Below are 24,902 nucleotides of genomic sequence, written 5' to 3'. Positions count from 1 at the left end.
GTGCACGATGGTGAGTGTGGTAACCCACATCCTGCCGGAGGTCTTCTTCATTCGCTAGTGTTCACAACGTCCCGGGGAACTACATCTAGGCCTTGGCGATCGCTTCCTTCAGCGCGGACAGCAGCAACGCCACCGACCCCGGATTCGCGTTGGGGCCCATCATGCCGATGCGCCACACGGTGCTCGCGTACTTGCCCACGCCGCCGCCGATTTCAATATTGAAGCGGTCAAGCAGGTAGCCACGGACCTTCGCAGAGTCAACGCCTTCAGGAACGTAGACGGTGGTCAGCTGCGGCAGGCGGAAACCCTCCTGGGCAAAGAGCTCCAAGCCCATTTCCTGCAAGCCAGCTTGCAGCAACCCGCCAGCTTCCTGGTGGCGAGCAGTTACTGCTTCCAGGCCCTCGGCCATGATCCGGTCGATGCCAGCCTCCAGCGAAGCAACCATCGCGACCGGCGCGGTGTGGTGGTAGGTGCGCTGCCCTCCGGTGGGACCGGTGGCGTAGCCGCCGAGCAAGCCCAGATCCAGGTACCAGGACTGCGGCTTCTGGACCCGGCGTTCGAAAGCGCGGTCCGAAATCGTGAATGGCGCCAGGCCGGGAGCCACGCCGAGGCATTTCTGCGTGCCTGCATAGCCGACGTCGACGCCCCATTCATCTGCCAGCACTGGCATGCCGCCAATGGAGGTCACTGCATCGGTGATCAGAAGGGCGTCGCCCTTGATTGCTCCGAGCGCGGCAATATTGGAAACAACGCCGGTACTGGTTTCGGCATGCACGCCGGCAATGACGGTTGGGTTCGGGTGCGCTGCGGCAACGCGTTCGGCGTCGATTGGAGTTCCGTATTCATGCTCAACGCGGACCACTTCCGCGCCAACGCGCGAGGCAACTTCGCACATGCGCTCGCCGAACAGGCCGTTGATGGCGATGACCGCAACGTCGCCCGGATTGATGGTGTTCACGAACGCGGCTTCCATGCCGGCTGATCCCGTCGCGCTCAGCGGTAGGGTGCGGGAGTTCTTGGTTCCCCAAAGAGTGCGCAAGCCATCGGCAACGCGGTCCATGCGCGCGATGAACTCCGGATCCAAATGTCCCAGCAGCGGCAGGCCCAATGCGGCCGTGGCTTCTGGGTACGGGTTGCAGGGACCTGGTCCGAACAGATGGCGCTGAAGAACAGTCTTGCTCATGACGACTCTCTTTCATCTCAATGGGATGTTCCAACTAGAGCCCAGCTTATCCCTCATTTCACGGCAAAACGAAACATATCTTCCGCATTGCAAAATTTTCAGCGAGAGCTGCGCAGCTTCGGGCACGAGCGCGGAGAGATATTCCGCCAATACTGCTGGAGATTCAGGAATGGCGGCGTGCGGGTGCCAACTCATCTGCCGCAAACTGGCCGTCCACGCTTCGGGCAATCGGTGCAACGGGCTTGAACCCCAGCCAGTGTCCCTGATCTGGAACGGACCAGGGACACCGGCTGGGGCTCTTGGCATCTAAGCGGCTTACAGCGTACTGGGCCTGCGTCTAGCGCACCGGCATGTTCAAGGAATCAAGACGGTCATAGACTTTCTGCCCGCCGAACCAGGTTTGCTACGCAGTGATCAACGGCAGCTGGTCGAGCTCCGCTTCGAACGGGTCCGCCGAGAGCATGACGAAGTCGGCAGACTTTCCGATTTCCAGCGATCCGGTCAGCTCCTCCAGCCCCATGGCCTTGGCGCAATTGATCGTGTAGATGCGCAAGGCATCAGCCAAGGTCACCGCTTCCTCTTCCCAGAGGATTCCGGAGAACGCTCCAGTATGATCCTTGCGGGTGATCAACCCGTAGATTCCCTCCCAAGCGTTCGGGGAAACGCTCACCGGCCAGTCCGAGCCTCCGGCAACCAGCGCCCCGCTGGCAAGCAAGGTCTTGTTCGGGTGCATCTTGGATGCCCGTTCGGCAGGAAGGACCAGTTTCATCGCTTCGGCGATCACCCCCGGGGAACCACAACGAAGGCGAGATGTCCGCGGTGACTGCCAATTCTGCAAAGCGCGGCAGGTCATCCGGGTGAATGAACTGGCCATGGGCGATATGGTACTTTGGCTCGATCAGACCTGCCTCGCGCACCTTTTGGACTGCGTCCAGGACCAGCCACACCGAGGCGTCGCCGGCGCAGTGGATCTTTGCTGAAATGCCCCACAGTTCGGTGCTCATCAGCCAGCCCTCGAGTGCTTCTGGAAGCATGGTCGTGCTGCCGCAATGGCACTCCGGGAAACCCACGCCTTCCAGATACGGTTCGATGAACGCTCCGGTACCGGCCGGCGGGACGCCATCGAGGAAGATCTTGATGAAATCAGGGCGGTGGTGGGCGGACCTGGTTTGCTCACGCTGGGCAATGATCCCTCGCCCAGCGGATGGGTCCCGAAAATGAAATCGTTGGCCTGCATGCTGGTGACCACCCAGGCGTGCAGGTTCCCCGACTCGTCCAGTTCTTTCAACGCCTGCATGAGCTGCAAGGAGGCGGCGGCATCCTGTAATCCGGTGATGCCGTAGGAATGCAGTATTTCCATGCCCCGTGCAGCGGCTTCGGCCACTTGCGAGGTAGGTGTCGGGCTCAAGCTCTCGCGTGCCTGCTCGACAATGACTCCGGCGGCTTCGAGCAGCACACCGGTGGCCTCATCCAGCCGCTCCAGCGCCTGGGGTGTGTTGAGCTCGCTGAACAGGCTCGAGCCCCAGCTGCCGCCGATAACCCACTGGTCCGCGGCCAGCTTGTCCGACCATGCCGCTACGGCTTCCAGGAACTCATCGAGGGTGAGCGTCGGTGGCACGTTTAGCTCGAACAGGTCCATGTGCCCGGCAAGCATGTGATGGTTATGCACATCCATCAGCCCGGGCATGATCGCGGCCCAGCCCCGATCGATCATCTCCGTTTCTTCCCCGCGCAGCCCCAGGACATCATCGCCGAGCGCGACGATTTTTCCTTCACTGACCGCCATCGCTGTGGCGATGCTGTCTCGCGGATCCAGCGTATGAATGGTGCCATTGAAAATAATCAGGTCAGGGGCTGTGTTCACGAATGCATACCTTTCGACGGGGTCCCATCCCGGATGGCTTGTGCAACCTCTGGAGGCGAGGCGGGCGACCGCCCGTCGGGTGCATTCATTCTGGCAAAGTCCGCACCTGGGGTGTTGGCTTTGCGCGCAGGATTGGTTGTCATTGCACGCCAACGTCGCATGGGTCAGCAGGCCAGGGCATGTTCCGTTGTCTCGGATCTTGGTGGATTGTTCCACACAACTTGCTGGCAACTTGCGTGTCCCCTCTTGCGACAGCCTGCAGGTTGTACAAGGGTGGAAGGACGAATGCGAAAGGAGCACACCTTGAAGAAAATCCTCATGGTCCTGACCAGCGTTTCCGAAATCGGTGGGGACAAGGAGCCCACCGGATACAACGTCGCAGAAGCCGCCCATCCTTGGAAGGTGTTCCGGGATTCCGGTCACTTCGTCGACTTCGCATCAATCAAGGGTGGCCAGCCGCCACGCGACACCGTGGATCAGGATGACCCGATCCAGGTGCAATTCACCCAAGACGAAACGACCCGAGCCGGCCTGTACAACACCGCCCGGGTGGGAGTCGTCGATCCCGAACAGTATGACGCGGTGTATCTCGTTGGAGGCCACGGCACCATGTGGGACTTCCCGGACAATGAAGGACTGCAAAAGCTGGTCGGCGCCATCTACAACAAGGGCGGCGTTGTCGGTGCGGTCTGCCACGGCCCGGCCGGTCTGCTTGATGTCGAACTGCATCATGGTTTGAAGCTCTTGAGTGGCAAAACCGTTGCGGCATTCACCAACGATGAAGAGGTCGCCGTAGGCAAGGACAAGATCATTCCGTTCTTCTTGGCCGACAAACTCACCGAGCAAGGCGCCACGCATATTGCCGCCGATAACTTCGAAGAGAATGTCCAAGTCTCCGAACGCCTGGTCACCGGACAGAACCCGGCCTCCGCGGCCGGTGTCGCCAAGGAAATGGAAAAGCTCTTGGCCGAAGTGATCCACCAAGAGAAGGCCGCTGAAGCCGAAGCAGCCGCTCAAGACGAAGCCGAATAAGCAAAAAGGTAATGCAGCCTGAAGATTCATAAAGAACTCTTGGATCCGCGTAATTTCGCGGATCCAAGAGTTTTTAACTTCCACTGGCCTTGATATGACGCATCCCGTTGCTGAAGCAATACTGACCGGGCGCATTAAGGTACAAGCAGATTTGAGCCCAGCCACCTGGAAGGCTGAACCGGGAGGTATGGAAGCGGGCTACCGCTGAACGAAGACCTGCAGTCCGCTTCCTCGTGTGAACCCCAGTTTTTCGTATCGCATCGCCATGGTTTCATCCGCAGCTATGGCTGCCACCACGGACTTAGACGGCAAGACCGAAATGGCTGAGCGAAGATCGGCTAACACTCCGGAGGTTGAACCTGGCATTTGAGCAAGAGAAGAAAGAATGTAGACCTCCCCTACAGGTAGACCACGGATGTCCAGAGCTACTTCTCCTTGACGCGCCATGGTTGCCATGCCGGCAGCCAACCAGATCATCAGCAAAGCGCTGATGCCGAATCCGGCAATTTGAACCCAGGCACTTCCAACCTGCAGGAAACGAACGGCTAGAGCCAGCAAAGCTGGAACGCATAATGCTACGAGGAACAAGCACAATCGGAGCAGAGCCGGCACCGGTCTGTTGCGCAGCAGCACGAAAACGCCCAACCTGTTACTGGTCAGGTGTATATGACGGCTCCCGGCGGACACCAGCGAAAGCAGCTGCGCAAGGAAAATAAATGCGGCACTAGCTGTGCCCTTACCGAAGGCAAGACTGGTGATGCGAGCAGCTTGGCAGGTGTCCCGTATGAGCCCGATAATGCTCGTCAATCGATTGGGTCTGGTTCGCAACCTGGCCGTCCATGCATCGCAAAAGCCTTCTCATACAGAGTGGCGCTCTCATCCGGCCAGCCTGGATCTCGCGGAACGACACCAGTAGCAGCCCAGAGCGTCTCCCTTAGCCACTGTGCGAATCCAGCTACACGGAAGTTGCCTACAGCGCCTGCATCCCCTTCAGCATGCTCAAGCAAGACAATTGCTCGCCTCATCCCACCGAGCTCGTCCTGAATGACGTTCCACAATTCTTCATCCTTAGTGAACACAACGTCGTAGCTGTCTTCATCTTCTTCGGGAGGCCATTCCATCATTTCGCGTTCAACCGGCAATGACCGGGAAGCAAGGAGCTCTGGGTCGGAAATATCGTAGGCTGCAACTACACGTGCCGAGTCTACGTATTCATCGATGAGGTTGCCGGCGAACCTGGAGTAGTCGAAGGTCTTGCCACCCAACGAGGTGAGAAGTGCTGCAGCTTCCGACACGCGTGGAGCAGCACAAACCCCGTAGTGCGCACGAGCGGCTTGCAGGAGTTCTTGGTAGTCAGTCATAGTTTCATAATTGAAACACGATTAGTGCCGCCAACAGTAGCTGGCGACACCAGTGCTTCGTGCAGGTTATTTCTTAGGTCGAGATTCCGTAGAAGAGATGAACGCTAGTGTTCCGCTTGTCCGGGTGGTAGCGCCACCTGCACCCCTTCTTGCCGCGGGTGACATTCTTGATTTTGGTCAGGCACTTGGCGCTGATGAAGATCATATTGCCCTTGCACGTTGCCAGGTAGCAGTCGCGCTTCTTCGGCTTGCTCTTCTTGCTGTTCTTCTTGATGGTCTTGGAGATAGCCCTACCGGCTACGAGAACGAGGGCTCCTCCGATAACAAATGCAGCACCGACAGCTAGGTAATAAATTGCGGTGTTAACCTTTCGAGTAGCTTCGGGGCCCTTTCGGAAGCCAACTCCGTCTTTTTCCTGCCGGCAATGCCGTATCTGGGGTGCAGAGATCTATGCGAATGCTGTTTTGGAGATCATTATTCGAAATTCGTGCCGACGACTCAGGAGCCGATGACGCGGTCCCACGGCCTGGAGGTTAAGAAAAATCCCCGTCTCCTGAAGCGGAGACGGGGATTTTTCTTGCTCTGAAGCAGAGGACTACTTGCGCAGGCCCAGACGCTCGATCAGCGAACGGTAACGCTCGATGTCGGTGTTCTTCAGGTAGCCGAGCATACGACGACGGCGACCAACCAGAGCCATCAGGCCACGGCGGGTGTGGTGGTCATGCTTGTGCATCTTCAGGTGCTCGGTCAGGTCCGAAATACGGCGGGACATGACGGCAATCTGAACCTCAGGCGAACCGGTGTCACCCTCGTGGGTAGCGTAAGCCTTGATGATTTCGTTCTTGATAGTGGCATCCAATGCCATAACAAACTCCTAGAGTTGGACCGCGTTCATAAGTCAGTGCGAACGCCGAGGCATTCACAGGGGAAACTCGCAACCGCGGACTGCAGCGAGAACCACCGTCAATCATATCACCGACGGGGACGCCGGCGGGACCTCCAAGCATGGGTGAGATACGGCACCTGCACCTTCTTATCTGGCTCATGCCCCAAATGCTCATGCCAGTACCATGCCAGGTTCGCTTCGACCTTTGCCCGCGTGGTGTCCGAGGACTTGCGGTAGTAGCTGCGTGATTTTGTCAGCTCGATAATCTCGTGGAAATCCAGCTCCATGAACCAATGCCAGATGCCATGCTCGGGCTTGTTGAACTGCGGTCCCAGCGGCGGCTCCAGCTCGGGCCGGTGTACATCCCCTGCATGCATGATCCGTGCCAAGCGGTGCACCCAGTGAACGGTGACATCCAGCTGGTTCCACAACAGTGCCAGCCAACCGTCGTCATGGAGCAACCGTGCCGCTTCGGCACTGGCTCGCGGGTGGTCAACCCAATGCCATGCCTGCGCATAGGTCACCAGATCAAAACTGTCAGCGGCCAAACCGGTAGCTTCACCAGCAGCGCAGGCCACCTCGATGTGAGGCAGGCGCTTGGACAGGACCGAGAGCATGTCCGAGGAAGGGTCTACCGCGGTGACTTCCAAGCCTGCAGAAACCAGTTGCTCGGTGAAGATCCCCGAACCGCAACCGATATCCACCGCAGTCGCCGGAAGGTGATGCAGCGTGAAATCCACTGCTTCCTGGGGATAGGAAGGACGGATCTTGTCATAGCTTTCGGCATCCGACTGGAAGGCCGACGCCAATTCTTCGCGGCGTTGGGCTCCCACAACGAAGGCGCGTTGCGGCAACGAAGGTATTTCAGCCATGATTCCTAGTGGCGTTCGGCAGCCAGTACCGCACGGGCCTGGTCGACATCCTCGGTCATCTGCTCAATCAAGGCTTCGATGCCGCGGTAGGCGACCATCGGACGCAGATGGGAAATGAACTCGACGACAATCTGCTGGCCATACAGGTCGAAATCTTCCACCCCTTCTTCGGGACGGTCGATCACATGCGCCTCGACCACGCGGGAGACACCATCGAAGGTCGGGTTCGAGCCAACGGAAATTGCCGCCGGCCAACGCACCTCGGCCTCGTCGATGACCCAGCCGGCATACACGCCATCGGCAGGGATGATGCCGGTGGCTTCGGGATCCAGATTTGCGGTGGGGAATCCCAGCTCGCGGCCGCGGGCGTGGCCATGCACTACTTCGCCGCGCATGCGATGCGGCCGGCCGAGGATCGCGGCGGCGGCCTCAACGTTGCCAGCCGCCAGTTCCTCGCGCACCCACGTCGAAGACAAGCGCCGCTTGTCCCCCACATCTTCAACGCCGATGACCTCGAAACCGTATTTGGCTCCCAGCTCCTGCATGTAGCCGAAGTCTCCGGAATTGCCGCGGCCGAACCGCACATCGTGCCCGACAACGACGGCTACGGCGTTCAGCTTCTCCACGATGATGGAACGGACGAACTCTTCAGCGCTTTGATCCGCAAATTCCAGGGTGTAGTGGATCATCAGCGTGGCGTCCAGGCCAACGCTGGCCAGGGTGTCGATGCGGTCGGCAATGCCCATGATCAATTCAGGAGCACTCTCGGGACGGTGCACCAGCGCCGGGTGCGGGTCGAAAGTGATTGCCACCGATTGTGCAGAGCGCGCTTTGGCCTGTGTGACAGCTGCATCCAGCACTTCGCAGTGGCCCAGGTGGACACCGTCAAAGTTGCCAATGGTCACGACAGTGGGCGCCATATCCGCGGGGACGGCATCCAAGCCCTTCCAATAGTGCACTTTGCTCCTTCAGAAATTCTGCTGCGGCGGATGGAAAACCCACCGAAGTAATTCTTGCACGTCTTTAGACGTGACGCTCATTACGATTACGGTACAGCCACCACAAGCCGATGATCGGCAGAACCAGCGGAATGTATCCGTACCCTTCGCCAAAACCGCTCCACACCGATGGATGCGCGAATTCTTCGGGGTGGGTCAGCGACAGGATTCCCACGACGATCACGCCCACCAATTCAATGGCTACCGCATACAGCGAGACCAGCCAGGCGCCACGCTTGGCCGAGGACAGCGAGAACGTGGCCAGGATGTAGATCAGGCCGGAAACCAGCGACAGGCTGTAGGCGATCGGAGCCTCGTCGAATTTGCTCATGATCTGGTAGACCGCGCGGACCGTCGCCGCCAGAGCGAGGATGCCGTAGACGGCAATGATCACGCGGCCCAGGCCGGTGGACCGGCTCGGCTTGGGGGCCTTGTTGGCGCTGCGCGCCTCGGCGGCCTGCATGATGCGCGAGTTGCGCTGCTTTTCACCCATGGGGTACTCCTACTGCCAGATCTGTTCCATGCGGAACACCATAACGAAAGTGACCGCGGCTGACGCGGCCAGCACGGCGTTGGACCAGCGGCTCTTCTCGCTGATGGCCCAGAAGAAGGCGATCGACGGCATGATCAGCGCCGTGATGAAGTAGCCCCAGAATTCCACCGGGTCCCCCTGCACCGCGTTGCCGCCAGCCTGGCGGATCACCGCCGCAATGCCGTAGGCAATCAGGAACAGCTCGGTGGCCACCGCGCCGATCAGCGCCCAGTCATCAGGGTGCTTGCGGATTGCTGTTGCAGTCGCTGCCACCAGAAACGCCAGCGCACAGACCACCGCGCCGGCGATGAAGAATCCATTCAGGGCAATCAAGCCAGGTCCTTTCGGGATTACTTGGCGGTGAAGACCAAGGCGGTACGGGCCTTGTCGCCCTTGTCTTCCAGCAACGCGACGAGCACGCCGTTTGGCGCGAACGCGGCAACGGTCTGGCCTTCGGCGATGTCCATGCTCAAGTGCGAGGCGGGGATGGTGCGGCCGAACGACAGCTCCACTGCTTCGTCGACGCTGACCGTGCGGTTGGGGAACAGCGCCGCGGCAGCCTTTTCAATGGGGAGGATCTCGAATTCCTGGGCCAGCTGCTCCAAGGTGCGGGTGAGCTCGATCTTGTACGGGCCCACCTCGGTACGGCGCAGCGCGGTGAGGTGCCCGCCCACGTTCAATGCTTCGCCCAGATCGCGGGCCAGCGCACGGATGTAGGTTCCGGATGAGCAGGAGACGGTGACGTCCACGTCGAGGATCTTGCCGCCGTTTTCGCGGCGCACCTCGTGGATCTCGAAACGCGAAATGGTCACCGGACGGGCCTTGAGCTCCACCTGTTCGCCGGCGCGCACGCGGGCGTAGGAACGCTTGCCATCGACCTTGATGGCCGAGACCGAGCTCGGGATCTGCTGGATGTCGCCGCGCAGCAAGGCCACCTCGCGTTCGATGTCCTCGTCGCTGACAGCTGCTGCGATGCGTTCGGAAATGATCTCGCCTTCGGCATCGTCGGTGACGGTATTCTGCCCCAGGCGGATGGTGGCGGTGTAGGTCTTGTCGTGGCCCACGATGTAAGTCAGCAGGCGGGTTGCCTTGTTCACGCCGACCACCAGCACGCCGGTGGCCATCGGGTCCAGGGTGCCGGCATGGCCGACTTTCCTGGTCCCAGCGAGTCGGCGGATGCGGCCCACCACGTCATGGGAGGTCATTCCCTGGTCTTTGTCGACTAATACGAGGCCTGATGCCTGCTCTTGCGTGTTCTGCCCGGCTTTACTCACGCCTTCCAGTATATGGGCTGTGCAGAGAATAAGCCTGCCGCGGGTTCCAAGCGTGGCAGATCCCACGTGCGGACCAATCCCCCTCCGATAGCGTGGCTGCAGACCCGCCCGGACGCCGCGTCACAGAGGGACTGGAAAATTATTTTGACGGGATTCCAATCCGCCAGGCATCGGGCACCGAATGCTCCATGACAGCCTGCTCCGCACGGACAGGAAAGGAACCGACGACAATAGTCGCGGCGAAGCAAGGAGAAAATCATGAAGCGCACATACAGCAAAGCCGCTGGAGTCTTCGGGCTCATCGCAGTCGCCGCCATGGGACTGAGCGCCTGCTCGACAGGTTCGGAAACCATGGAATCGCCCACCGCTTCTGCTTCGGAAAGCAGCTCTCCGATGGCCAGCGAGTCGGCCATGGATCCAGCCGGAAATCTCGTTGGCCCAGGCTGCGCAGCCTACGCCGAAGCAGTCCCGACCGGTGATGGCTCGGTAGAAGGCATGGCGCAGGATCCAGTAGCCGTCGCCGCCTCGAATAACCCGCTGCTGACCACGCTGACCTCGGCAGTCTCCGGTGAGCTGAACCCGGACGTGGACCTGGTCGATACGCTCAACGGCGGCGAATTCACCGTCTTCGCACCGGTGGATGACGCCTTCGCCGAGATTCCGAAGGATGACTTGGCAGCAGTGGCCAAGGACGCCGACACCCTGACCAGCGTGCTGACCTACCATGTGGTTTCCGGCCAGATCGCACCGGCTGATCTTCCCGGAACCCACAAAACGGTCCAGGGCGAGGATCTTGAAGTCACCGGCAGCGGTGATGATCTGGAAGTCAACGGGGCCTCGGTCATCTGCGGCGGCGTGCAAACCGCCAACGCCACCGTGTACCTGGTGGACACCGTCCTGATGCCGCCGGCCAAGAAGTAGCACCCCCGGAAACAGCAGGTCCGCCGGCATCGAGGTGGTGCGTGGAATACCTTCCATGCACCACCTTCGCCGGTGATGCGAGAACGTGGTTCCCGCAGCCCAGCTATTCCCCGAACGCCACGCCACCGCAGAGCGCCGCTGAGACACAAATGCATGAGACTCTAGGATTCATGAGTTCCAATAGACTCGACGCCATGGAAGACGATTCCGTGCAAACGCCAGACGATTTGTTGCGACAGGTCGCGCTGGGGGCCGAATCTGCCTTCGAATCGCTCTATGATGCCATGGCATCGCGGGTCTTCGGCCTTGTGCTGCGGGTGCTTCGCGACCAGGCGCAGAGCGAAGAGGTCACCCAGGAAGTATTCGTCGAAGCGTGGCAGCAGGCCAAGCGCTTCGATCCGTCCCGCGGAACCGCTGCGTCCTGGCTGCTGACCATAGCCCACCGCCGAGCCGTGGACCGGGTGCGCTCCAGCCAAGCGAGCCAAGCCCGGGATCTGCGCATTGGAATCAAGGAATTCCAGGACAGCTACGAAGACGTGGAAGAGAACGCCATCTTGCACGACGAGACCGTACGCGTTGCCCGGGCACTGCAACAGCTCAGCGCACCTCAACGCGAAGCCATACAGCTGGCCTACTTCGGCGGATACACCCACCTGGAAGTCGCTGAGCTGCTGAAAGTACCGGTGGGAACCGCTAAAACGCGAATACGCGATGGCATGGGCAAGCTTCGAGAACTGATGGGAGTGGCGTAATGGAAAAGCATGAGAACGAGCGGACCGACGGCTTCGCCCTGGAAGCTCTGGGAGACGAGGACCGCGGCAAGCTCGCGCACCAGGACTCAGATGCCGCCCAGGCCCGCCACGAGCTGGATGCCTTGCAGGAAACTGCTGGACTGCTCGGCTTGGCAGCGCAGCCGGTTGCTCCCCCAGCACGGCTCAAGAACGATGTCATGGCAGCTATCCGCGCCACCGAGCAGCTGCCGCCCGTCCAGGACCAGGAGCCTGCCTCGGGCAGCTCCCCCGCCAGTGGCTCCACGGCTGGTGCGGAACGTGAATCCGATGCCCCGGCAACGCCCCCGGCGCCGCAGCCCGGGACACCGCGCGGCACCCAGCGCTTCTTCGCCTTGGCCGCCGGCGTCCTGCTACTGGCAGCGGCGGCGTTGGGCGGCTTGGCCATCCAGCAGAATTCCGAGCAGCGCGAGCTGGAAAGCAAAATGGCAGCCATGGCCGAACATCAGGAAGAGCTCGCCCGGATCCTGGGGGCTCCCGATGCCAAGTCCAAGACGCAGACCTTGGATGACGGGGCAACGATCACGCTGTCCTATTCCGCGGCCGAAGGACTGATGGCGGTTTCCACCTCGGGCATGCCGGAGCTGTCCAGCGACAAAGGGTACGAGCTGTGGCTGATTTCCGCCGACGGCGCAGTCCCGGCAGGAATGCTCACGGGCAGCGATGCCAACGGCATGATCATGGTTTCCGATCCGATGCAGGGGATCACTCATTTCGGGATCACCGTCGAGCCGGCCACCGGCTCCCCCGCCCCGACGACGGATCCCATCATGCTGCAGTCGCTATGAGATCGCAGAAGATCTTGTAGCCGGTTCCAATCTGCTGTGCGTCCCGTTCCGAAAACACTGTAAGTGGTTGTTCCCCCGCATTAGGGAGGGGAACATGGAACGAAACGCATGAGGTGAGTGGCAGTGGGCTTCAAGAACAAGCGCGGCAGCAGGGTTTACGTTTTCCACGCGGTAGCCGGAATATGTTCGGCAGCGCTCATGTTTGCCGTCGCCCAGTTGGCCTCGGCATTTTTCAATAGTGCTTCCTCGCCGTTTTTCGCACTGGGGTCTGCCATCATCGACTTGACGCCTCCATGGCTCAAGGACTTCGCCATCGCCACCTTCGGGACCAATGACAAGCTGGCGCTGTTCATTTCCATCGGCGTGGCGGCAGCGGTGCTCTCTGCCCTGATCGGCCTGCTGGCAAAGCGGAGTTTCGCGTTGGCCTGCACCGCCATCATTGCTTTGGCGCTGGTGCTTGCCAGCGCTGTGGCCGCCCGCGCGTCCACCAGCCTGCTGGATGTTGTCCCTACGGTGCTGGGCGCAGTCGCCGGCATCGGAGCTCTTCATTGGCTGGCCCGGCTGGCTACAGCCACTGTCCCCGAACCCGGCCAGGGCACGGCAGCTGCCGGCCCAAGCCGCAGAATATTCTTGCGCGGCGCGGTCCTGTCCTTGGCGGCCGCGGCACTGGCCACCGCGGTGTCCACCTCCGTCTCCGCTACACGCAATATGGCTGTCGCCGCCCGCAACGCCCTGCGCCTGCCAGCGGCCCGGACGAAGGCCAAGGCCCTGCCCGAAGGAGTGCAAATAGAGGAGGCGAATATGCCCCGCTTCGTTACTCCCAACCAGGATTTCTACCGCATCGACACCGCGCTGTCGGTGCCGCAGATCGACCCGAACCAGTGGTCCTTGCGCGTGCACGGCATGGTGGAGAATGAATTCACCATCGGCTTCGACGAGCTGCTGGGCGAGGAACTCGTGGAAGCGTATCTGACCCTGACCTGCGTATCGAATCCTGTCGGAGGAGATCTGGTAGGCAACGCGAAGTGGCTGGGCTACCCGCTGCGAAAGGTGCTGGAGCGTGCGGTTCCCCAGGCCGGCGCCGATATGGTGCTTTCGACTTCTCATGACGGTTTCAGCGCTTCCACACCGCTACAAGCGCTGACCGATGACCGGATGGCCTTGCTGGCTATCGGCATGAACGGCGAGCCGCTGCCCTTCGACCACGGATTCCCCGTGCGCATGGTGGTTCCCGGCCTCTACGGCTATGTCTCGGCCACCAAATGGGTGATTGATTTGGAGGTGACGCGTTTCGAGGACAAGGCCGCCTATTGGACTACCCGCGGCTGGTCTGAACGCGGTCCCATCAAGATGTCCTCCCGCATCGACACGCCTCAGCCCTTCGCCGAGGTCCCTGCAGGGGAAGTTGTCTTGGGCGGAACTGCTTGGGCGCAGACCCGGGGCATTTCACGCGTGCAGGTGCAGATCGATGACGGCCCCTGGGAGGATGCGCAGCTGGCCGCCGAAGCGTCGCTGGATACATGGCGGCAGTGGCGCTTCGTGTGGAAGGACGCGGCACCGGGCATGCATGCGGCGTCGGTGCGAGCCTATGATGCGCAGGGCAAGATGCAGACCCGCGAGAAAGCCAACCCTGTGCCCAATGGCGCCAGTGGTTGGCAGCGTCTGCAGTTCACCGTGCAGTAGCCTTGCTCACCAGCACCCTATTCGTCGCGCAGCGCCTTGATAGCTTTCTCGACCCGGCGCGTCCTGGTGTCTTCGCCGCGGGCAGCCACGATGGGCTCCACATGGCCTCGTTGTTTGCTGTAGGACAGCTTGTTCCACGCTTCAAGGAGCTGCGGCTCGGCGGAGAGCAGCACGGCCAGTGGCTCGGGAATTTCGACGGTCCGCGGCTCTTCATCCAATTCGAGTTTCACGCTGATCTCATCGCCTGCGCCCTTGCCCGTGGCAGCGCGGGTTTCAGCGTTGAAGGAAATCAGGAACTGGCCACGCATCGATGAAATGGTGCTCCGGTAGCTATATCCCCCGTCAATGGTTACCAAGACAGGAACGCGCTTGCCACGGCCGAATCCGGCAACGACGTCATCTGGAACGACAATTCCGACGTTGTTCCCGCCGGTGGCACTGAGCACGGTGATGAATTCTGGCATTCGAGGGACCCCTGTTTCGGCTTACGCTGGTGATGGCTACGCTATCCCACGAACTCGGACCGGGTCTATGGGCCCGCACGGTTCCATGAGTGCTCCCGGCACGAGTCAGCCAGCACATCACACCTGTCCAGAGCATCAGAACGGCCAGCTGCCGCTCGGGGTTCGCGAGCACTTTATATGAGTCTCGACGGACCCTTGACCACCCCTGTGCCCCGGCCTAGAACTCGATTCATATGAGCGCATTGCCACGCGCCACCGCTGGGCTCGACATCCATGGGGATGCCGCCAGGACCGTGTTCCGCGGATTCAGCAGGCTCGTGCCATGGCTCTGGAAGCATCTGGTACTCAGCGGGTTCAAGTCTGCGTCTTCTTCGCGGCCGTCATCTGGCCGCGGCTCACTCGCACTCCCAGGAGAATCTCCCATGAAATCCCGAGTTCTCGCTGCCCTCGCGGCGGGATCGCTACTTACCGTGCCGCTCGTCGCTGCCCCCGCCCACGCTGCCGCTGCGTCCGCGCACAGCAAGCCGTCCATTGATTCGGTGCAGTCCGTTGCCGAGGGACTCGTCGGTCCGCTCAAGGTGGCTTTCGGTCCCGAAGGCTCGTACCTTGTCGCCGAGGCCTTCGGCGGAATCCTGTCATCCATCTCAACTGATGGCACCCGCCAGGTCTTGGTATCGGCTCCCGGCAAGGAAATCGCGGGCGTCTCGCATGACCGTGGCAACACCTACTACTTCGAGAACCTCGCCGGCACGGATGAAGATCCGCAAGCCGAAGGGCCCGCACTGGTCAAGGCCATTGATGCCCAGGGATCCACCCGTAGCTTGGCGGACCTGTTCGAATACGAGGTGGCCCACGACCCGGATGGCCAGACGCTCTACGGCGTACGTGACGCCTCACCCGAATGCCTGGCCCTGGCCCCGTACCTCCAGACCCATGGCGAGGTGTACTCGCACCCGTACTCCAGCGTTCCGGCCGCCAACGGCCTGTACGTGAGCGATGCCGGGGGCAACGCCCTCTACCACGTCGCAGCCGACGGCACGGTGACCCTGCTGAAGACGTTGCCGGCTGAGCCGATCAAGATCACCGAGCAAGTAGCGGCTTTGGCCGGAAAAATGGGCTTGTCCTTTCCGGAGTGCATGATGGGCCTGGATTACTGGGCCCAGCCGGTGCCTACCGACATCACCGTGCACAAGCAGTGGCTCTACTACACCGTCTTGCCCGGCGTTCCGGGCGAGGGCCTGTCGATGGGCAAGGTCTACCGGATGAACCTGCACAGCAAGGTCACGCAGCTAGTGGCCACCGGGCTGAATGCCCCGACCGGGGTGGCGGTCGATGACCGCGGCCGGGTGTTCGTGGCCGAGCTCTTCGGTGGCGGCGTGGGAGCCATCCGGCACAGCGAGTCCATGACGGTGCTGCCGGTGCCAATGGCTTCTGATGTGGCAATCGACGGCACCAGGGTGGCGGTCACCGCCAACGCCCTGACGCCTTCGGGCACCCTGCTCAGCGCCCGGATAGCCCGCTGATCACCGGCATCCACCGGAGGGATTGCCGCGACGGAAACTCATGAATTAAAAATGCTGGGGATCGCACCATGGTGCGATCCCCAGCATTGCATCCGGGCGGAAGGATTCCGGGAAGCTCCTAGGCTTCTTCGGCGTCCTCGTCCTTCTTGTATGGGTCCTGGTCTCCGGCGAAGTCCTTGCCTTCGCGCAGGGCCGCGACCTCAGCGTCCTTCTCGCGGGCCTTGGCCAGCAGTTCCTCCAGGTGCGAGGCACCCTCGGGAATCTCGTCAGCGACGAAGGCCAGCGTCGGGGTCAGGCGGATGGTCAGGTTCCGGCCCAATTCCTTGCGCAGGGCGCCGCCACGCTTTTCCAGCAGGGCGGCGATGTCCTTCTTCATCTCGTCATCGCCAAAGACGGTGTAGTACACCGTAGCGTGCTGCAGGTCGTTGGTGACACGGGCATCGGTCACGGTGACGTTGTCGATGCGCTCGTCCTTGATGACGTTGCGCAGCGACTGGGCCATAAGGACCTGTACGCGCTTAGCCAGGCGTGCGGCGCGGGCTGAATCAGCCATGGTTTTCTCCTAATGGTTCAAAACTCGTGGGCGCTTGACCAAAGCTTATCGGTCAAACGCCCACGAATCAGTGAGTCACACTGCTAATTGCCTGTCGGCAATTAGTCGCGTGGCTTTTCGCGCATCTCGAAGGTCTCGATGATGTCGCCTTCCTTGATGTCGTTGAACGACCCCAGGCCGATACCGCATTCGAAGCCCTCGCGGACCTCGGTGACATCGTCCTTCTCGCGGCGCAGCGAATCGATCGACAGGTTGTCGCCCACGACGTTGCCGTCGCGTACCAGGCGGGCCTTGGAATTGCGCTTGATAGTGCCCGAGCGGATGATCGAACCGGCAATGTTGCCGAACTTCGAGGAGCGGAAGACCTGGCGGATCTCGGCGGTACCGAGGGCCACTTCTTCGTATTCCGGCTTGAGCATGCCCTTGAGCGCTGCTTCGATGTCGTCGATCGCGGAGTAGATGACCGAGTAGAAGCGCATGTCGACGCCTTCCTTGTCGGCCAGTTCTGCCACGCGCTCGGCTGGGCGGACGTTGAAGCCAATGATGATGGCGTTGTCCACGGTTGCCAGGTTGACGTCGTTCTGGGTGATCGCACCAACACCGCGGTGGATCACGCGCAGCTGCACGTCGTCGCCTACCTCGATCTTCATCAGCGAGTCTTCCAGTGCCTCGACAGCACCGGAAGCGTCACCCTTGAGGATCAGGTTCAGGGTATCGATCTTGCCATCGGCAACAGCCTTGTCGAAGTCTTCCAAGGTGATGCGCTTGCGGCGCTTGGCCAGCAACGCATTGCGCTCTGCGGTCTCGCGCTTGTCAGCGATCTGGCGGGCGGTGCGCTCGTCATCGGTGATCAGGAAGCCGTCGCCAGCACGCGGAACCGAGGACATGCCCAGGACCTGTACCGGACGCGATGGCAGTGCCACGTCGAGGTTCTCGCCGTTCTCGTTGAACATTGCACGCACACGGCCGTGGGCGGTGCCCACCACCATGGTGTCGCCAACGCATAGGGTACCGGACTGGACCAGGACGGTGACAACCGAACCGCGGCCCTTGTCCAGGTTCGCTTCGATAGCCACGCCGCGAGCGGACTTGTCCGGGTTCGCCTTCAGTTCCAGGACATCGGAAGTCAGCAGGACAGCGTCCAGCAGCTCTTCGATACCCTGCTTCTGCAGTGCAGAAACCTTCACGAACATGGTGTCGCCACCGTATTCCTCGGGAACCAGGCCGTACTCGGTCAGCTGGCCCATGACCTTGTCAGGGTTGGCGCCTTCCTTATCGACCTTGTTCACTGCGACGATGATCGGCACGCCGGCAGCCTGTGCGTGGTTCAGCGCTTCCACGGTCTGCGGCATGACGCCGTCGTCCGCTGCGACAACCAGCACTGCAACGTCGGTGACCTCGGCACCGCGGGCACGCATGGCGGTGAACGCCTCGTGGCCCGGGGTATCGATGAAGGTCATCGCGCGCTGGCGACCCTCGTGCTCATGGTTGATCTGGTATGCACCGATGTGCTGGGTGATGCCGCCGTGCTCGCCCTCGATGACGTTCGACTGGCGGATGGCATCCAGCAGTCGGGTCTTACCGTGGTCGACGTGGCCCATGATGGTGATGACCGGGGCGCGCTCTTCGAGCACGTCTTCGCCTTCGGCCTCAAGTTCGGCTTCCAGGTCCAGTCCGAAGCCTTCGAGCAGCTCCTTGTCCTCGTCCTCTGGGGAGACGACAAGCACCTTGTAGCCCAGCTCTTCACCGAGCACCTCGAAGGTCGCCTCATCCAGCGACTGGGTTGCGGTAGCCATTTCACCGAGGTGGAACAGCACGGTCACCAGTGCGGCCGGGTTGGCGCCAATCTTGTCAGCGAAATCGGTGATCGACGCGCCGCGGCGCAGACGGATCTCGGTGTCACCGGTGCCGCGCGGAACATTCACGCCGCCCAATGACGGAGCACTCATCTGCTCCAATTCTTGGCGCTTTGCGCGCTTGGACTTGCGCTGCTTGCCGCGACCGGCGCCTCCCTTGCCGAAAGCGCCGCCAACGCCACCGCGGCCGCGTGGTGCGCCTGGGCGGAAGCCGCCACCGGTGCCGCCACCGCCGCCGCCACCTGGGCGACCGCGTCCGCCGGCACCTGCACCAGGACGTCCGCCGCCTGCTGGGGCTGGACGATCGGTGCGGTTAGGCATCATGCGCGGAGTTGCAGCGGTGCCGGCGCCTGGGCGTGGACCGCCTGCACCAGCTGGGCGTGGAGCGCCCTGGCCTGCTGGGCGTGGGCCGCCTGCGCCGGCTGGACGTGGACCGCGCTGCTGGCCATCGCGTGGCGGGCGTGGGCCGCCCTGGCCGTCGCGGGCCGGGCGTGGACCGCCGGCACCAGCTGGACGTGGACCGCGCTGGCCGTCACGTGGCGGACGAGGACCGCCCTGGCCACCTTCGCCGCGCATGCCCTGCTGCGAGGAGAACGGGTTGTTGCCTGGACGTGGACCGCCCGGACGTGGGGCGCCTGGACGTGGGGCACGACCGCCTTCGCGGCTGCCGCCACCACGGCGTTCGCCGGACTCAGCGCCGCGCATTCCCTGCTGGGACGAGAACGGGTTGTTGCCTGGGCGCGGAGCGCCTGGCTTTGGAGCCGGCTTGGCGCCTGGCTTCGGCGCTGGGGCTGCACCCGGCAATGGAGCGCCAGGGGTTGCCTTCGCGGTTGGAGCGGCAGGTGCTGCTGGTGCAGCAGGAGCCGGAGCTGGCTTGGAGCCTGGCTTCGGCGCCGAGGCACCTGGGGTAGCTGCCGGCTTTGGAGCTCCAGGGGTCGCTGGCTTGGCGGCGGCTGGCTTCGCAGCTGCTGGCTTGGCGGCACCGTTCGAACCCGGGAATGCGTCGCGCAGCTTGCGCGCTACGGGTGGTTCAACGGTCGAGGAAGCGGAACGAACGAATTCGCCCATGTCCTGCAACTTGGTTAGTGCTTCTTTTGAAGTGATTCCGAGCTCTTTGGCGAGCTCGTGAACGCGGGGTTTAGCCACATCTCTCCTGTGTCGATGCGATCTGCTCAAACCCCGGTATCAAAAGATAAATCTTTGGATCAGCGGTCTGGCAGATCAGCTGTGTAATTCGTGAAATTCTTCCGTCGCACGGTGGATCACGCAGAACTGATAATTCATCGTTGTGCGCTCAGCATTGCCGACTCATCGGGTTGCCATCAGATTTCTGACCCGCTTTCATCATGTTTGCCAGATAGCTGGCTTGCTGCCAACTGATCTTCGTATGCAGTGAATTCCTGCAGTACCTGCGAATCGTCTACCGCGGATCTGAAGGTCCGCGCGAACGCTCGGCGCTGCACTGCTTGCTGCACACACTTTTCGGTCCCGTGGGTCCAAGCGCCCCGCCCGAAAGCGGAACCTTGCAGATCCAGATTCACCGCACGCAGCGGTGCACCGTCTTTGAGGACCCAACGGAGCAGCTCGCTCTTATTGGTTACGGTTCGACAGCCAATGCACGTGCGTTGCTGATGCAGCTTCATGCGAGCGCCGTCGCCACCTTCCCAAGTTATTACGAGCCATCTACTAGTCTAGCGCGTTTGGACGCCATAGCGCGCATGAGATGCGGCTCACACGCAACCAGGCGTCCAGCACGCTGAACTGGAATTCTTCGGCAGCTGCTTACAGCTGCGGTTCCTTGCCGCCCGATGCGGCCAGGATGTCGATGCGCCAACCGGTCAGCTTGGCTGCGAGGCGGGCATTCTGCCCTTCCTTGCCGATCGCCAGCGAGAGCTGGGAGTCGGGGACAACCACGCGGGCACGGCGTTCACTTTCGTCCAGGATCTCCACCGAGATGACTTTCGACGGGGACAGGGCCGCTGCGATGAATTTTGCTGGATCCTCGTTGTAATCGACGATGTCGATCTTTTCGTCATTCAGCTCGTTCATCACAGCGCGCACGCGGGTTCCCATTTCGCCAATGCAGGCGCCCTTGGCGTTGACGCCGGCCTTGGTTGCACGCACGGCGATCTTGGTGCGGTGGCCAGCTTCGCGGGCCAGCGCCTCGACCGCGACGGTGCCGTCAGCGATTTCCGGAACTTCCATTTCGAACAGCCGGCGAACCAGGTTCGGGTGGGAGCGCGACAGGGTAATGGCCGGGCCCTTGTTGCCGCGCTCGGCCGAGACAACGTAGGCGCGCAGGCGGTTGCCGTGCTGGTACTTCTCACCTGGCGACTGCTCGACCGGTGGCAGCAGCGCTTCCAGGTCGCCGAGCTTGACCTGCACCATGTGCGAGGAGTAGCCCTGCTGGATGACGCCGGAGATCAAGGTGCCGACACGGGCCGCGTACTCGCCGACGACCTGCGCATCTTCTGCTTCCCGCAGGCGCTGCATGATCACCTGGCGTGCGGTCGAAGCGGCAATGCGGCCGAAGCCGTGAGGAGTATCGTCGAATTCGCCCAGGAGCACGCCAGCGTTATCGCGGTCTTCCACCAGGATCGCCACATGGCCGTTGCTGCGCTCAATATGCGCGCGAGCGCCGGGCATGGCGCCTTCGGTCTTGTTGTAGGCCAGCAGCAGGGCCGACTCGATGGTTGGAATCAAGACATCCATCGGGATGTCGCGGTCTTTTTCCAGGATGCGCAGCGCATTCATATCAATATCCACGCTTAGCCCTCCAAATCTTCAGTATCGACAGTGTCCAAGAGCGCGTCGTCGAAGTTCAGTTCTGGATCGACAACTGCTTTGCGGATATTTTCAAATGCATGGGTCGCAGGTTCGAGCACCTTGACCTTCATGCCCTTCTTGGCCGGCTCGCGGTGCTCGGCAACCAGCACGTCATTTTCGTTGACCTCTAGCAGTCGTCCGCGGAGCTTCGTGCCGTCCGCCAGTGAAAGCTTGACCATGCGGTTGATGGCGCGGATCCAATGGCGCTGGGCAGTCAACGGGCGGGAGAGTCCCGGGGAACTGACTTCGAGTTCGTATGGAGCCGCATTCGCATAGACGGCGTCCTTGTCCAGGGCATTGGAGATGGTGGTGGTGACTTCGCCAAGTTCATCGAGGTCCAGCGTTTCATGCCCGTCAGCCTTGTCGACGATGATCTGCAGGATCATTTGCTTGCCGGAGGGACGCAAGGTGACTTCTTCTAAGAGAAGCCCGTGGGATTCTACGTCTTTGGAGAGCAATGCAGTCAGACGCTGCGCTTCCGGTTCGGTATCGGCCGGCATTCCGGTCATGGATATCCTCCCACGCTATTCGATGTTGTCCTTTAAGCCTATATCGCGTTCTGCACATTGAGAACATCCAAACGGGCACAGGTGAAGGAACTCACGCCCATTTTCCATTCATCGCGGCGCGCGGCCCTGCCAATGCCCTCATTGCCTGTGTTGATCATGGCATGATCGAAACGCTATGACTGAAAAAACGCCTTATTCCTCCCCTCGCTCCGACAGGCAAGCACGCCGTGCTCCGGGCTGGATTGCTCCTACCTTGGCTGGCGCAGTTGCCGTGGCAGTGACGTGGGGAATAGGCAGCACGCTCTTTCATGGTGCCCTGGTCGAGCACGGACTGCCCGAACAAGTCAGCGAAGCCAGCGCCGATCAACGCACGATGTGGGAACAGGGAGCAAAGCTCGCGGATCTGGCATCCCAGGCCCAGGCTTTGGCCAAACTGGCACCCGAGGAAAACGCGTCGCAGCTGTCCGCACTGGCAACTTCCTTGTCGCAGGGTTCAGCGCTGCTCGGCGAATTGCGTTTCCATGACCAAGAACCTGCGGCGTTGCCGCAACGCTACTCCCCCGACGCACTGGTTGCCCTTGCCACGAATGTCGCCAATGTCTCGGCACAGATGCCTGCATTCGAGGAGCCGTCGCTTCCCAGGGATTCTAAACTGGCCGAGATTGCCTTCCAGATCAATCTGGATGCCCGCCGTGCACTTGCATCATCAGGTGACGAGCGCGACCTCGACTTGGCCCTGCCGCTGAGCAAAGTCGCGGGCGAGGAAAAGCAGAATGACCAGCTGGTAGCCTGCCTGCCGCATGCAGATCTGCTGGACCCGGCTATGGAAATCACCGGAGCACAGGACATCGAGCCAACGGCCGTCGCCCGTGCACTGGACCGCGGCTACGCGCTGGATTTCCTTCTTCAGCTCACTGCTGCTCGTGGCGCTGCGTCAGCCGAGGATGCCATTGAAGATCGGCGCAGCGAATTGGGAAATCAGCTTCGCAGCCTGCGCGACGTCGTTGACGACCGATGTGCAGACCTGCGCGAGCCCGCCTATGCATTGCCCGAAGGCGGACTGGAAGAACTAACCACGCTCTCCGCAGCAGCCGAAGAAGATTTTGCTGAAGCGCTGGTCGTAGCAGCGGGAAACACCGATGGCGCCGCTGGATTGGAAATTTCCGCCCTAGCATTCCAAGCTCTCCGCGAACTGCACGGATCAAGTAGTGACTACCGTCTCTTGGAAACTGGCGAGTCCAAGAAATAGCTTGAATTCCAGCAGATTTTTTCTGGTATATTTCCCTCGTCGTTGATTTATCACGAAATAATTACAACCTTGATTTTCCACGGCGAATTATGACCAGGGTTGGAACGGGCGTTTCTGTCGAGATGAAGCAGGCAATGTTTCACCGATCAGTGGTTTTTAACCTTGCCCCTCGTTGAAACTGGCATACCCGATACTGGTTTTTCGTAATCGACCGTAATTTCAGTTACCAATCTTCCCTATTCTCCCCGCCATCGAATGGAGCTGTAACTACATGAATTTCATTCCTACTCAACTGCTCTCGATATTCACTGCCAAAGGGTCTATGGTGAATAACAAGTGCTTGAGATTCGGCATTCAGCTCCGCTGAAACGGAGTGAGACTTTCCGCTTTCTTCCACTTATTGGGGAACTAACCACTTGCAGCTAGGTCGTCAATTGGAGGTATTGAAATGTCAGGTCGATACATGCGTTCGACGATAGCTGAACTGGTCAGCGAAGTGATCAGTTCACGGCAAGGTCGTGCGCAGCTCAGCGCACATGGTTGGATTCAGGGCATGCCCATTGTCATTGCTCAATCCGGAGAATCTGTCAACGACGTCATGTCGCTCGTAGCCGCGCATCAGCCTCCGGTGCTGGTCGCTACCCTCGACCCCGAGAACAACGATTTGTGGTTCTTGTACGTATCAATCGGTTCCACCGCGTTGAAGACCGTGGATCCGCTGGAACCCCGAACGACAATTGCCCAACTTTACAAAGCCGCATTAGGCTCTAGCTTCCTGACCTTCAGGATCGCGCAAATGCCGACCAGTTCCATGGTTCATGCCATCGAACCGCAACAGGTCCAGCATCATACCGGTTACCCGCCAATTAGCACATCAGCTGCCGGAAGCCGCTAGACCTTTCAGTTGCCGGCCAGGATCAGATCCGAACCGAGCTTGATGATCAGTGCCGAAACGACGATCACGAAGACGATGCGTATGAAGGCGCTGCCTTTTGAGATGGCCATGCGCGCGCCGAGGTAGCCGCCGAGCATATTCATCAAGCCCATGGCCAGGCCCAAGGCTACCAAGACGTGCCCCGTCGGGACGAAGAGCAGCAACGCACCCAGATTGGTGCACAGGTTCACGATCTTCGCCTTGGCGGAGGACTGCAGGAAGTTGTAGCCCAGCACCGTCACCATGGCGATGATCAAGAACGATCCAGTGCCTGGCCCGATCATCCCGTCGTAGCCGCCGATCAGCAGCCCGATCAGGATGGCGCGCAGATAGTGCCCATGCCCGGTGTAGCGCAGGCGCGACAGCTCCCCCGCTTTGGGCTTGAGGATCGTGAAGAGCAGCACCGCAATGAGTGCTGCGATGATGATGGGCTGAATCGCTTCGGCTGGAAGTATTGTTGCCAGCGCGGCTCCGCCGAACGCCCCGAGCATCGCGGTCAATGCCATCGGAATCGCAGTTCTCAAATCCGGGCTGGTGCGCCGGTAGTAGGTCACCGCGCTGGTTGCAGTCCCGAAGATTGAGCCGAGCTTATTCGTGGCCAGCGCCTGCACCGGAGTGATGCCGGGGAAAAGAAGCAGCGCGGGCAATTGGATCAGGCCGCCGCCGCCAACCACCGCGTCGATCCATCCAGCGCCCAAGGCTGCCAGAAGCAGCAAGGCCAGGGGCCAGAAGGAGACGGGTTCACCGTTGACGGACAGCAATTCCAAGATCTCTTGCACCGCGCTGCTCCCCTATTCGGTTTTCGG

The 24,902-nt window shown here is 61.0% G+C and carries 27 protein-coding genes and 1 pseudogene; 9 read left to right on the top strand and 19 right to left on the bottom strand.

The annotated features are described in order from the left end of the window. Positions 1-85: 85 nt before the first annotated feature. The 4 genes and pseudogenes from ACLQ8T_RS04885 to ACLQ8T_RS04870 all read right to left on the bottom strand — a co-directional run bounded on the left by ACLQ8T_RS04885 (position 86) and on the right by ACLQ8T_RS04870 (position 2,870). On the bottom strand, positions 86-1,183 hold the full coding sequence (locus ACLQ8T_RS04885) for a pyridoxal-phosphate-dependent aminotransferase family protein (RefSeq protein ID WP_204721254.1): 1,098 nt from the start codon (positions 1,181-1,183) through the stop codon (positions 86-88). Positions 1,184-1,586: 403 nt separating this feature from the next. Then, a complete protein-coding gene (locus ACLQ8T_RS04880) occupies positions 1,587-1,967 on the bottom strand; it encodes an amidohydrolase family protein (protein ID WP_413455853.1) in 381 nt (126 codons plus the stop codon). Between the two features lie 52 nt (positions 1,968-2,019). Beyond that, a pseudogene (locus ACLQ8T_RS04875) lies at positions 2,020-2,292 on the bottom strand (amidohydrolase); the annotation flags it as partial. After that, entirely contained in the window at positions 2,187-2,870 is a 684-nt protein-coding gene (locus ACLQ8T_RS04870) for an amidohydrolase family protein (RefSeq protein WP_413456371.1), read from the bottom strand. The pseudogene ACLQ8T_RS04875 and the gene ACLQ8T_RS04870, both read right to left, overlap by 106 nt. Positions 2,871-3,350: 480 nt before the next feature. Between ACLQ8T_RS04870 and ACLQ8T_RS04865 the strand changes: the two genes are divergently transcribed. After that, complete coding sequence (locus tag ACLQ8T_RS04865; protein ID WP_413456370.1) at positions 3,351-4,079, top strand: type 1 glutamine amidotransferase domain-containing protein; 729 nt, start codon at positions 3,351-3,353, stop codon at positions 4,077-4,079. 198 nt (positions 4,080-4,277) lie between these two features. Here the strand turns inward: ACLQ8T_RS04865 and ACLQ8T_RS04860 are convergent, their stop codons facing one another. Together ACLQ8T_RS04860 and ACLQ8T_RS04855 are read right to left on the bottom strand one after the other, a co-directional pair. Beyond that, complete coding sequence (locus ACLQ8T_RS04860) at positions 4,278-4,886, bottom strand: hypothetical protein (protein ID WP_204721252.1); 609 nt, start codon at positions 4,884-4,886, stop codon at positions 4,278-4,280. Continuing rightward, the gene (locus tag ACLQ8T_RS04855; protein WP_204721250.1) at positions 4,883-5,440 is read right to left on the bottom strand and encodes a hypothetical protein; all 558 of its coding nucleotides are present in this window, start codon (positions 5,438-5,440) and stop codon (positions 4,883-4,885) included. The genes ACLQ8T_RS04860 and ACLQ8T_RS04855 overlap by 4 nt, the downstream gene beginning before the upstream one ends. A gap of 97 nt (positions 5,441-5,537) precedes the next feature. On the opposite strand from ACLQ8T_RS04855, the gene ACLQ8T_RS04850 reads away from it, so the two are divergent. Next, positions 5,538-5,786, top strand: coding sequence for a hypothetical protein (locus ACLQ8T_RS04850; protein WP_413455852.1), 249 nt, complete (start codon positions 5,538-5,540; stop codon positions 5,784-5,786). Between the two features lie 249 nt (positions 5,787-6,035). On the opposite strand, the gene rpsO is transcribed toward ACLQ8T_RS04850, so the two are convergent. The 6 genes from rpsO to truB all read right to left on the bottom strand — a co-directional run bounded on the left by rpsO (position 6,036) and on the right by truB (position 9,933). After that, the gene (rpsO, locus tag ACLQ8T_RS04845; protein ID WP_013348393.1) at positions 6,036-6,305 is read right to left on the bottom strand and encodes a 30S ribosomal protein S15; all 270 of its coding nucleotides are present in this window, start codon (positions 6,303-6,305) and stop codon (positions 6,036-6,038) included. Between the two features lie 107 nt (positions 6,306-6,412). After that, on the bottom strand, positions 6,413-7,198 hold the full coding sequence (locus ACLQ8T_RS04840; RefSeq protein WP_204721248.1) for a class I SAM-dependent methyltransferase: 786 nt from the start codon (positions 7,196-7,198) through the stop codon (positions 6,413-6,415). A gap of 5 nt (positions 7,199-7,203) precedes the next feature. Beyond that, complete coding sequence (locus ACLQ8T_RS04835; protein WP_121866442.1) at positions 7,204-8,157, bottom strand: bifunctional riboflavin kinase/FAD synthetase; 954 nt, start codon at positions 8,155-8,157, stop codon at positions 7,204-7,206. A 64-nt stretch (positions 8,158-8,221) separates the two neighbouring features. Next, positions 8,222-8,689, bottom strand: a complete 468-nt coding sequence (locus ACLQ8T_RS04830) for a hypothetical protein (protein ID WP_413455851.1) — start codon at positions 8,687-8,689, stop codon at positions 8,222-8,224. Between the two features lie 9 nt (positions 8,690-8,698). Next, positions 8,699-9,061 (bottom strand): hypothetical protein, encoded by a 363-nt coding sequence (locus ACLQ8T_RS04825; RefSeq protein WP_413455850.1) that lies wholly within the window; start codon positions 9,059-9,061, stop codon positions 8,699-8,701. A 17-nt stretch (positions 9,062-9,078) separates the two neighbouring features. After that, a complete protein-coding gene (gene truB, locus ACLQ8T_RS04820) occupies positions 9,079-9,933 on the bottom strand; it encodes a tRNA pseudouridine(55) synthase TruB (protein WP_413455849.1) in 855 nt (284 codons plus the stop codon). Positions 9,934-10,260: 327 nt separating this feature from the next. On the opposite strand from truB, the gene ACLQ8T_RS04815 reads away from it, so the two are divergent. From ACLQ8T_RS04815 to ACLQ8T_RS04800, 4 genes are all read left to right on the top strand, one after another. Next, positions 10,261-10,923, top strand: coding sequence for a fasciclin domain-containing protein (locus ACLQ8T_RS04815; RefSeq protein ID WP_038989659.1), 663 nt, complete (start codon positions 10,261-10,263; stop codon positions 10,921-10,923). Between the two features lie 170 nt (positions 10,924-11,093). After that, positions 11,094-11,675: an ECF RNA polymerase sigma factor SigK gene (gene sigK, locus ACLQ8T_RS04810; protein ID WP_239543236.1), complete on the top strand. Its 582-nt coding sequence runs from the start codon at positions 11,094-11,096 to the stop codon at positions 11,673-11,675. Then, positions 11,675-12,499 (top strand): anti-sigma factor domain-containing protein, encoded by an 825-nt coding sequence (locus ACLQ8T_RS04805; RefSeq protein ID WP_204721242.1) that lies wholly within the window; start codon positions 11,675-11,677, stop codon positions 12,497-12,499. The genes sigK and ACLQ8T_RS04805 overlap by 1 nt, the downstream gene beginning before the upstream one ends. Positions 12,500-12,697: 198 nt before the next feature. Then, entirely contained in the window at positions 12,698-14,182 is a 1,485-nt protein-coding gene (locus ACLQ8T_RS04800) for a molybdopterin-dependent oxidoreductase (protein WP_204723232.1), read from the top strand. A 17-nt stretch (positions 14,183-14,199) separates the two neighbouring features. On the opposite strand, the gene ACLQ8T_RS04795 is transcribed toward ACLQ8T_RS04800, so the two are convergent. Then, on the bottom strand, positions 14,200-14,646 hold the full coding sequence (locus ACLQ8T_RS04795) for a YdeI/OmpD-associated family protein (protein ID WP_413455848.1): 447 nt from the start codon (positions 14,644-14,646) through the stop codon (positions 14,200-14,202). Between the two features lie 422 nt (positions 14,647-15,068). On the opposite strand from ACLQ8T_RS04795, the gene ACLQ8T_RS04790 reads away from it, so the two are divergent. Further along, on the top strand, positions 15,069-16,169 hold the full coding sequence (locus ACLQ8T_RS04790) for a ScyD/ScyE family protein (RefSeq protein WP_413455847.1): 1,101 nt from the start codon (positions 15,069-15,071) through the stop codon (positions 16,167-16,169). 118 nt (positions 16,170-16,287) lie between these two features. Here ACLQ8T_RS04790 and rbfA read toward each other — a convergent pair whose 3' ends face one another. From rbfA to rimP, 5 genes are all read right to left on the bottom strand, one after another. Further along, positions 16,288-16,722, bottom strand: coding sequence for a 30S ribosome-binding factor RbfA (gene rbfA, locus ACLQ8T_RS04785; RefSeq protein ID WP_073706748.1), 435 nt, complete (start codon positions 16,720-16,722; stop codon positions 16,288-16,290). Between the two features lie 101 nt (positions 16,723-16,823). After that, positions 16,824-19,724 carry a translation initiation factor IF-2 gene (infB, locus tag ACLQ8T_RS04780; protein WP_204721236.1) on the bottom strand — a complete coding sequence of 967 codons (2,901 nt, stop codon included), beginning with the start codon at positions 19,722-19,724 and terminating at the stop codon, positions 16,824-16,826. Positions 19,725-19,900: 176 nt separating this feature from the next. After that, positions 19,901-20,221 carry a YlxR family protein gene (locus ACLQ8T_RS04775; RefSeq protein ID WP_413455846.1) on the bottom strand — a complete coding sequence of 107 codons (321 nt, stop codon included), beginning with the start codon at positions 20,219-20,221 and terminating at the stop codon, positions 19,901-19,903. Between the two features lie 139 nt (positions 20,222-20,360). After that, complete coding sequence (gene nusA, locus ACLQ8T_RS04770; protein WP_038989667.1) at positions 20,361-21,344, bottom strand: transcription termination factor NusA; 984 nt, start codon at positions 21,342-21,344, stop codon at positions 20,361-20,363. Positions 21,345-21,346: 2 nt separating this feature from the next. Continuing rightward, positions 21,347-21,913 (bottom strand): ribosome maturation factor RimP, encoded by a 567-nt coding sequence (gene rimP, locus ACLQ8T_RS04765; protein WP_413455845.1) that lies wholly within the window; start codon positions 21,911-21,913, stop codon positions 21,347-21,349. A gap of 175 nt (positions 21,914-22,088) precedes the next feature. On the opposite strand from rimP, the gene ACLQ8T_RS04760 reads away from it, so the two are divergent. Continuing rightward, positions 22,089-23,162: a hypothetical protein gene (locus ACLQ8T_RS04760; RefSeq protein WP_413455844.1), complete on the top strand. Its 1,074-nt coding sequence runs from the start codon at positions 22,089-22,091 to the stop codon at positions 23,160-23,162. Between the two features lie 553 nt (positions 23,163-23,715). Further along, a complete protein-coding gene (locus ACLQ8T_RS04755) occupies positions 23,716-24,057 on the top strand; it encodes a hypothetical protein (RefSeq protein ID WP_413455843.1) in 342 nt (113 codons plus the stop codon). Positions 24,058-24,062: 5 nt separating this feature from the next. Here ACLQ8T_RS04755 and ACLQ8T_RS04750 read toward each other — a convergent pair whose 3' ends face one another. Continuing rightward, positions 24,063-24,854: a TSUP family transporter gene (locus ACLQ8T_RS04750; RefSeq protein WP_204723231.1), complete on the bottom strand. Its 792-nt coding sequence runs from the start codon at positions 24,852-24,854 to the stop codon at positions 24,063-24,065. Positions 24,855-24,902 lie beyond the last annotated feature (48 nt).

This window comes from Glutamicibacter sp. FR1 (genome assembly GCF_047300825.1).
In the GTDB taxonomy this organism is placed as follows: domain Bacteria; phylum Actinomycetota; class Actinomycetes; order Actinomycetales; family Micrococcaceae; genus Glutamicibacter; species Glutamicibacter nicotianae.
Note: the sequence above shows the minus strand (reverse complement) of the source record. Positions and strands in the feature narration are given on the sequence as shown.

Coding starts and splice junctions, on each gene's coding strand:
- ACLQ8T_RS04885 (WP_204721254.1), bottom strand. CDS start 1,183: ATGAGCAAGACTGTTCTTCAGCGCCATCTGTTCGGACCAGGTCCCTGC.
- ACLQ8T_RS04870 (WP_413456371.1), bottom strand. CDS start 2,870: ATGCCCGGGCTGATGGATGTGCATAACCATCACATGCTTGCCGGGCAC.
- ACLQ8T_RS04855 (WP_204721250.1), bottom strand. CDS start 5,440: ATGACTGACTACCAAGAACTCCTGCAAGCCGCTCGTGCGCACTACGGG.
- ACLQ8T_RS04850 (WP_413455852.1), top strand. CDS start 5,538: ATGAACGCTAGTGTTCCGCTTGTCCGGGTGGTAGCGCCACCTGCACCC.
- rpsO (WP_013348393.1), bottom strand. CDS start 6,305: ATGGCATTGGATGCCACTATCAAGAACGAAATCATCAAGGCTTACGCT.
- ACLQ8T_RS04840 (WP_204721248.1), bottom strand. CDS start 7,198: ATGGCTGAAATACCTTCGTTGCCGCAACGCGCCTTCGTTGTGGGAGCC.
- ACLQ8T_RS04830 (WP_413455851.1), bottom strand. CDS start 8,689: ATGGGTGAAAAGCAGCGCAACTCGCGCATCATGCAGGCCGCCGAGGCG.
- truB (WP_413455849.1), bottom strand. CDS start 9,933: ATGACCTCCCATGACGTGGTGGGCCGCATCCGCCGACTCGCTGGGACC.
- ACLQ8T_RS04815 (WP_038989659.1), top strand. CDS start 10,261: ATGAAGCGCACATACAGCAAAGCCGCTGGAGTCTTCGGGCTCATCGCA.
- sigK (WP_239543236.1), top strand. CDS start 11,094: ATGAGTTCCAATAGACTCGACGCCATGGAAGACGATTCCGTGCAAACG.
- ACLQ8T_RS04805 (WP_204721242.1), top strand. CDS start 11,675: ATGGAAAAGCATGAGAACGAGCGGACCGACGGCTTCGCCCTGGAAGCT.
- ACLQ8T_RS04800 (WP_204723232.1), top strand. CDS start 12,698: ATGTTTGCCGTCGCCCAGTTGGCCTCGGCATTTTTCAATAGTGCTTCC.
- ACLQ8T_RS04795 (WP_413455848.1), bottom strand. CDS start 14,646: ATGCCAGAATTCATCACCGTGCTCAGTGCCACCGGCGGGAACAACGTC.
- ACLQ8T_RS04790 (WP_413455847.1), top strand. CDS start 15,069: ATGAAATCCCGAGTTCTCGCTGCCCTCGCGGCGGGATCGCTACTTACC.
- rbfA (WP_073706748.1), bottom strand. CDS start 16,722: ATGGCTGATTCAGCCCGCGCCGCACGCCTGGCTAAGCGCGTACAGGTC.
- ACLQ8T_RS04775 (WP_413455846.1), bottom strand. CDS start 20,221: ATGAAGCTGCATCAGCAACGCACGTGCATTGGCTGTCGAACCGTAACC.
- rimP (WP_413455845.1), bottom strand. CDS start 21,913: ATGACCGGAATGCCGGCCGATACCGAACCGGAAGCGCAGCGTCTGACT.
- ACLQ8T_RS04760 (WP_413455844.1), top strand. CDS start 22,089: ATGACTGAAAAAACGCCTTATTCCTCCCCTCGCTCCGACAGGCAAGCA.
- ACLQ8T_RS04755 (WP_413455843.1), top strand. CDS start 23,716: ATGCCCATTGTCATTGCTCAATCCGGAGAATCTGTCAACGACGTCATG.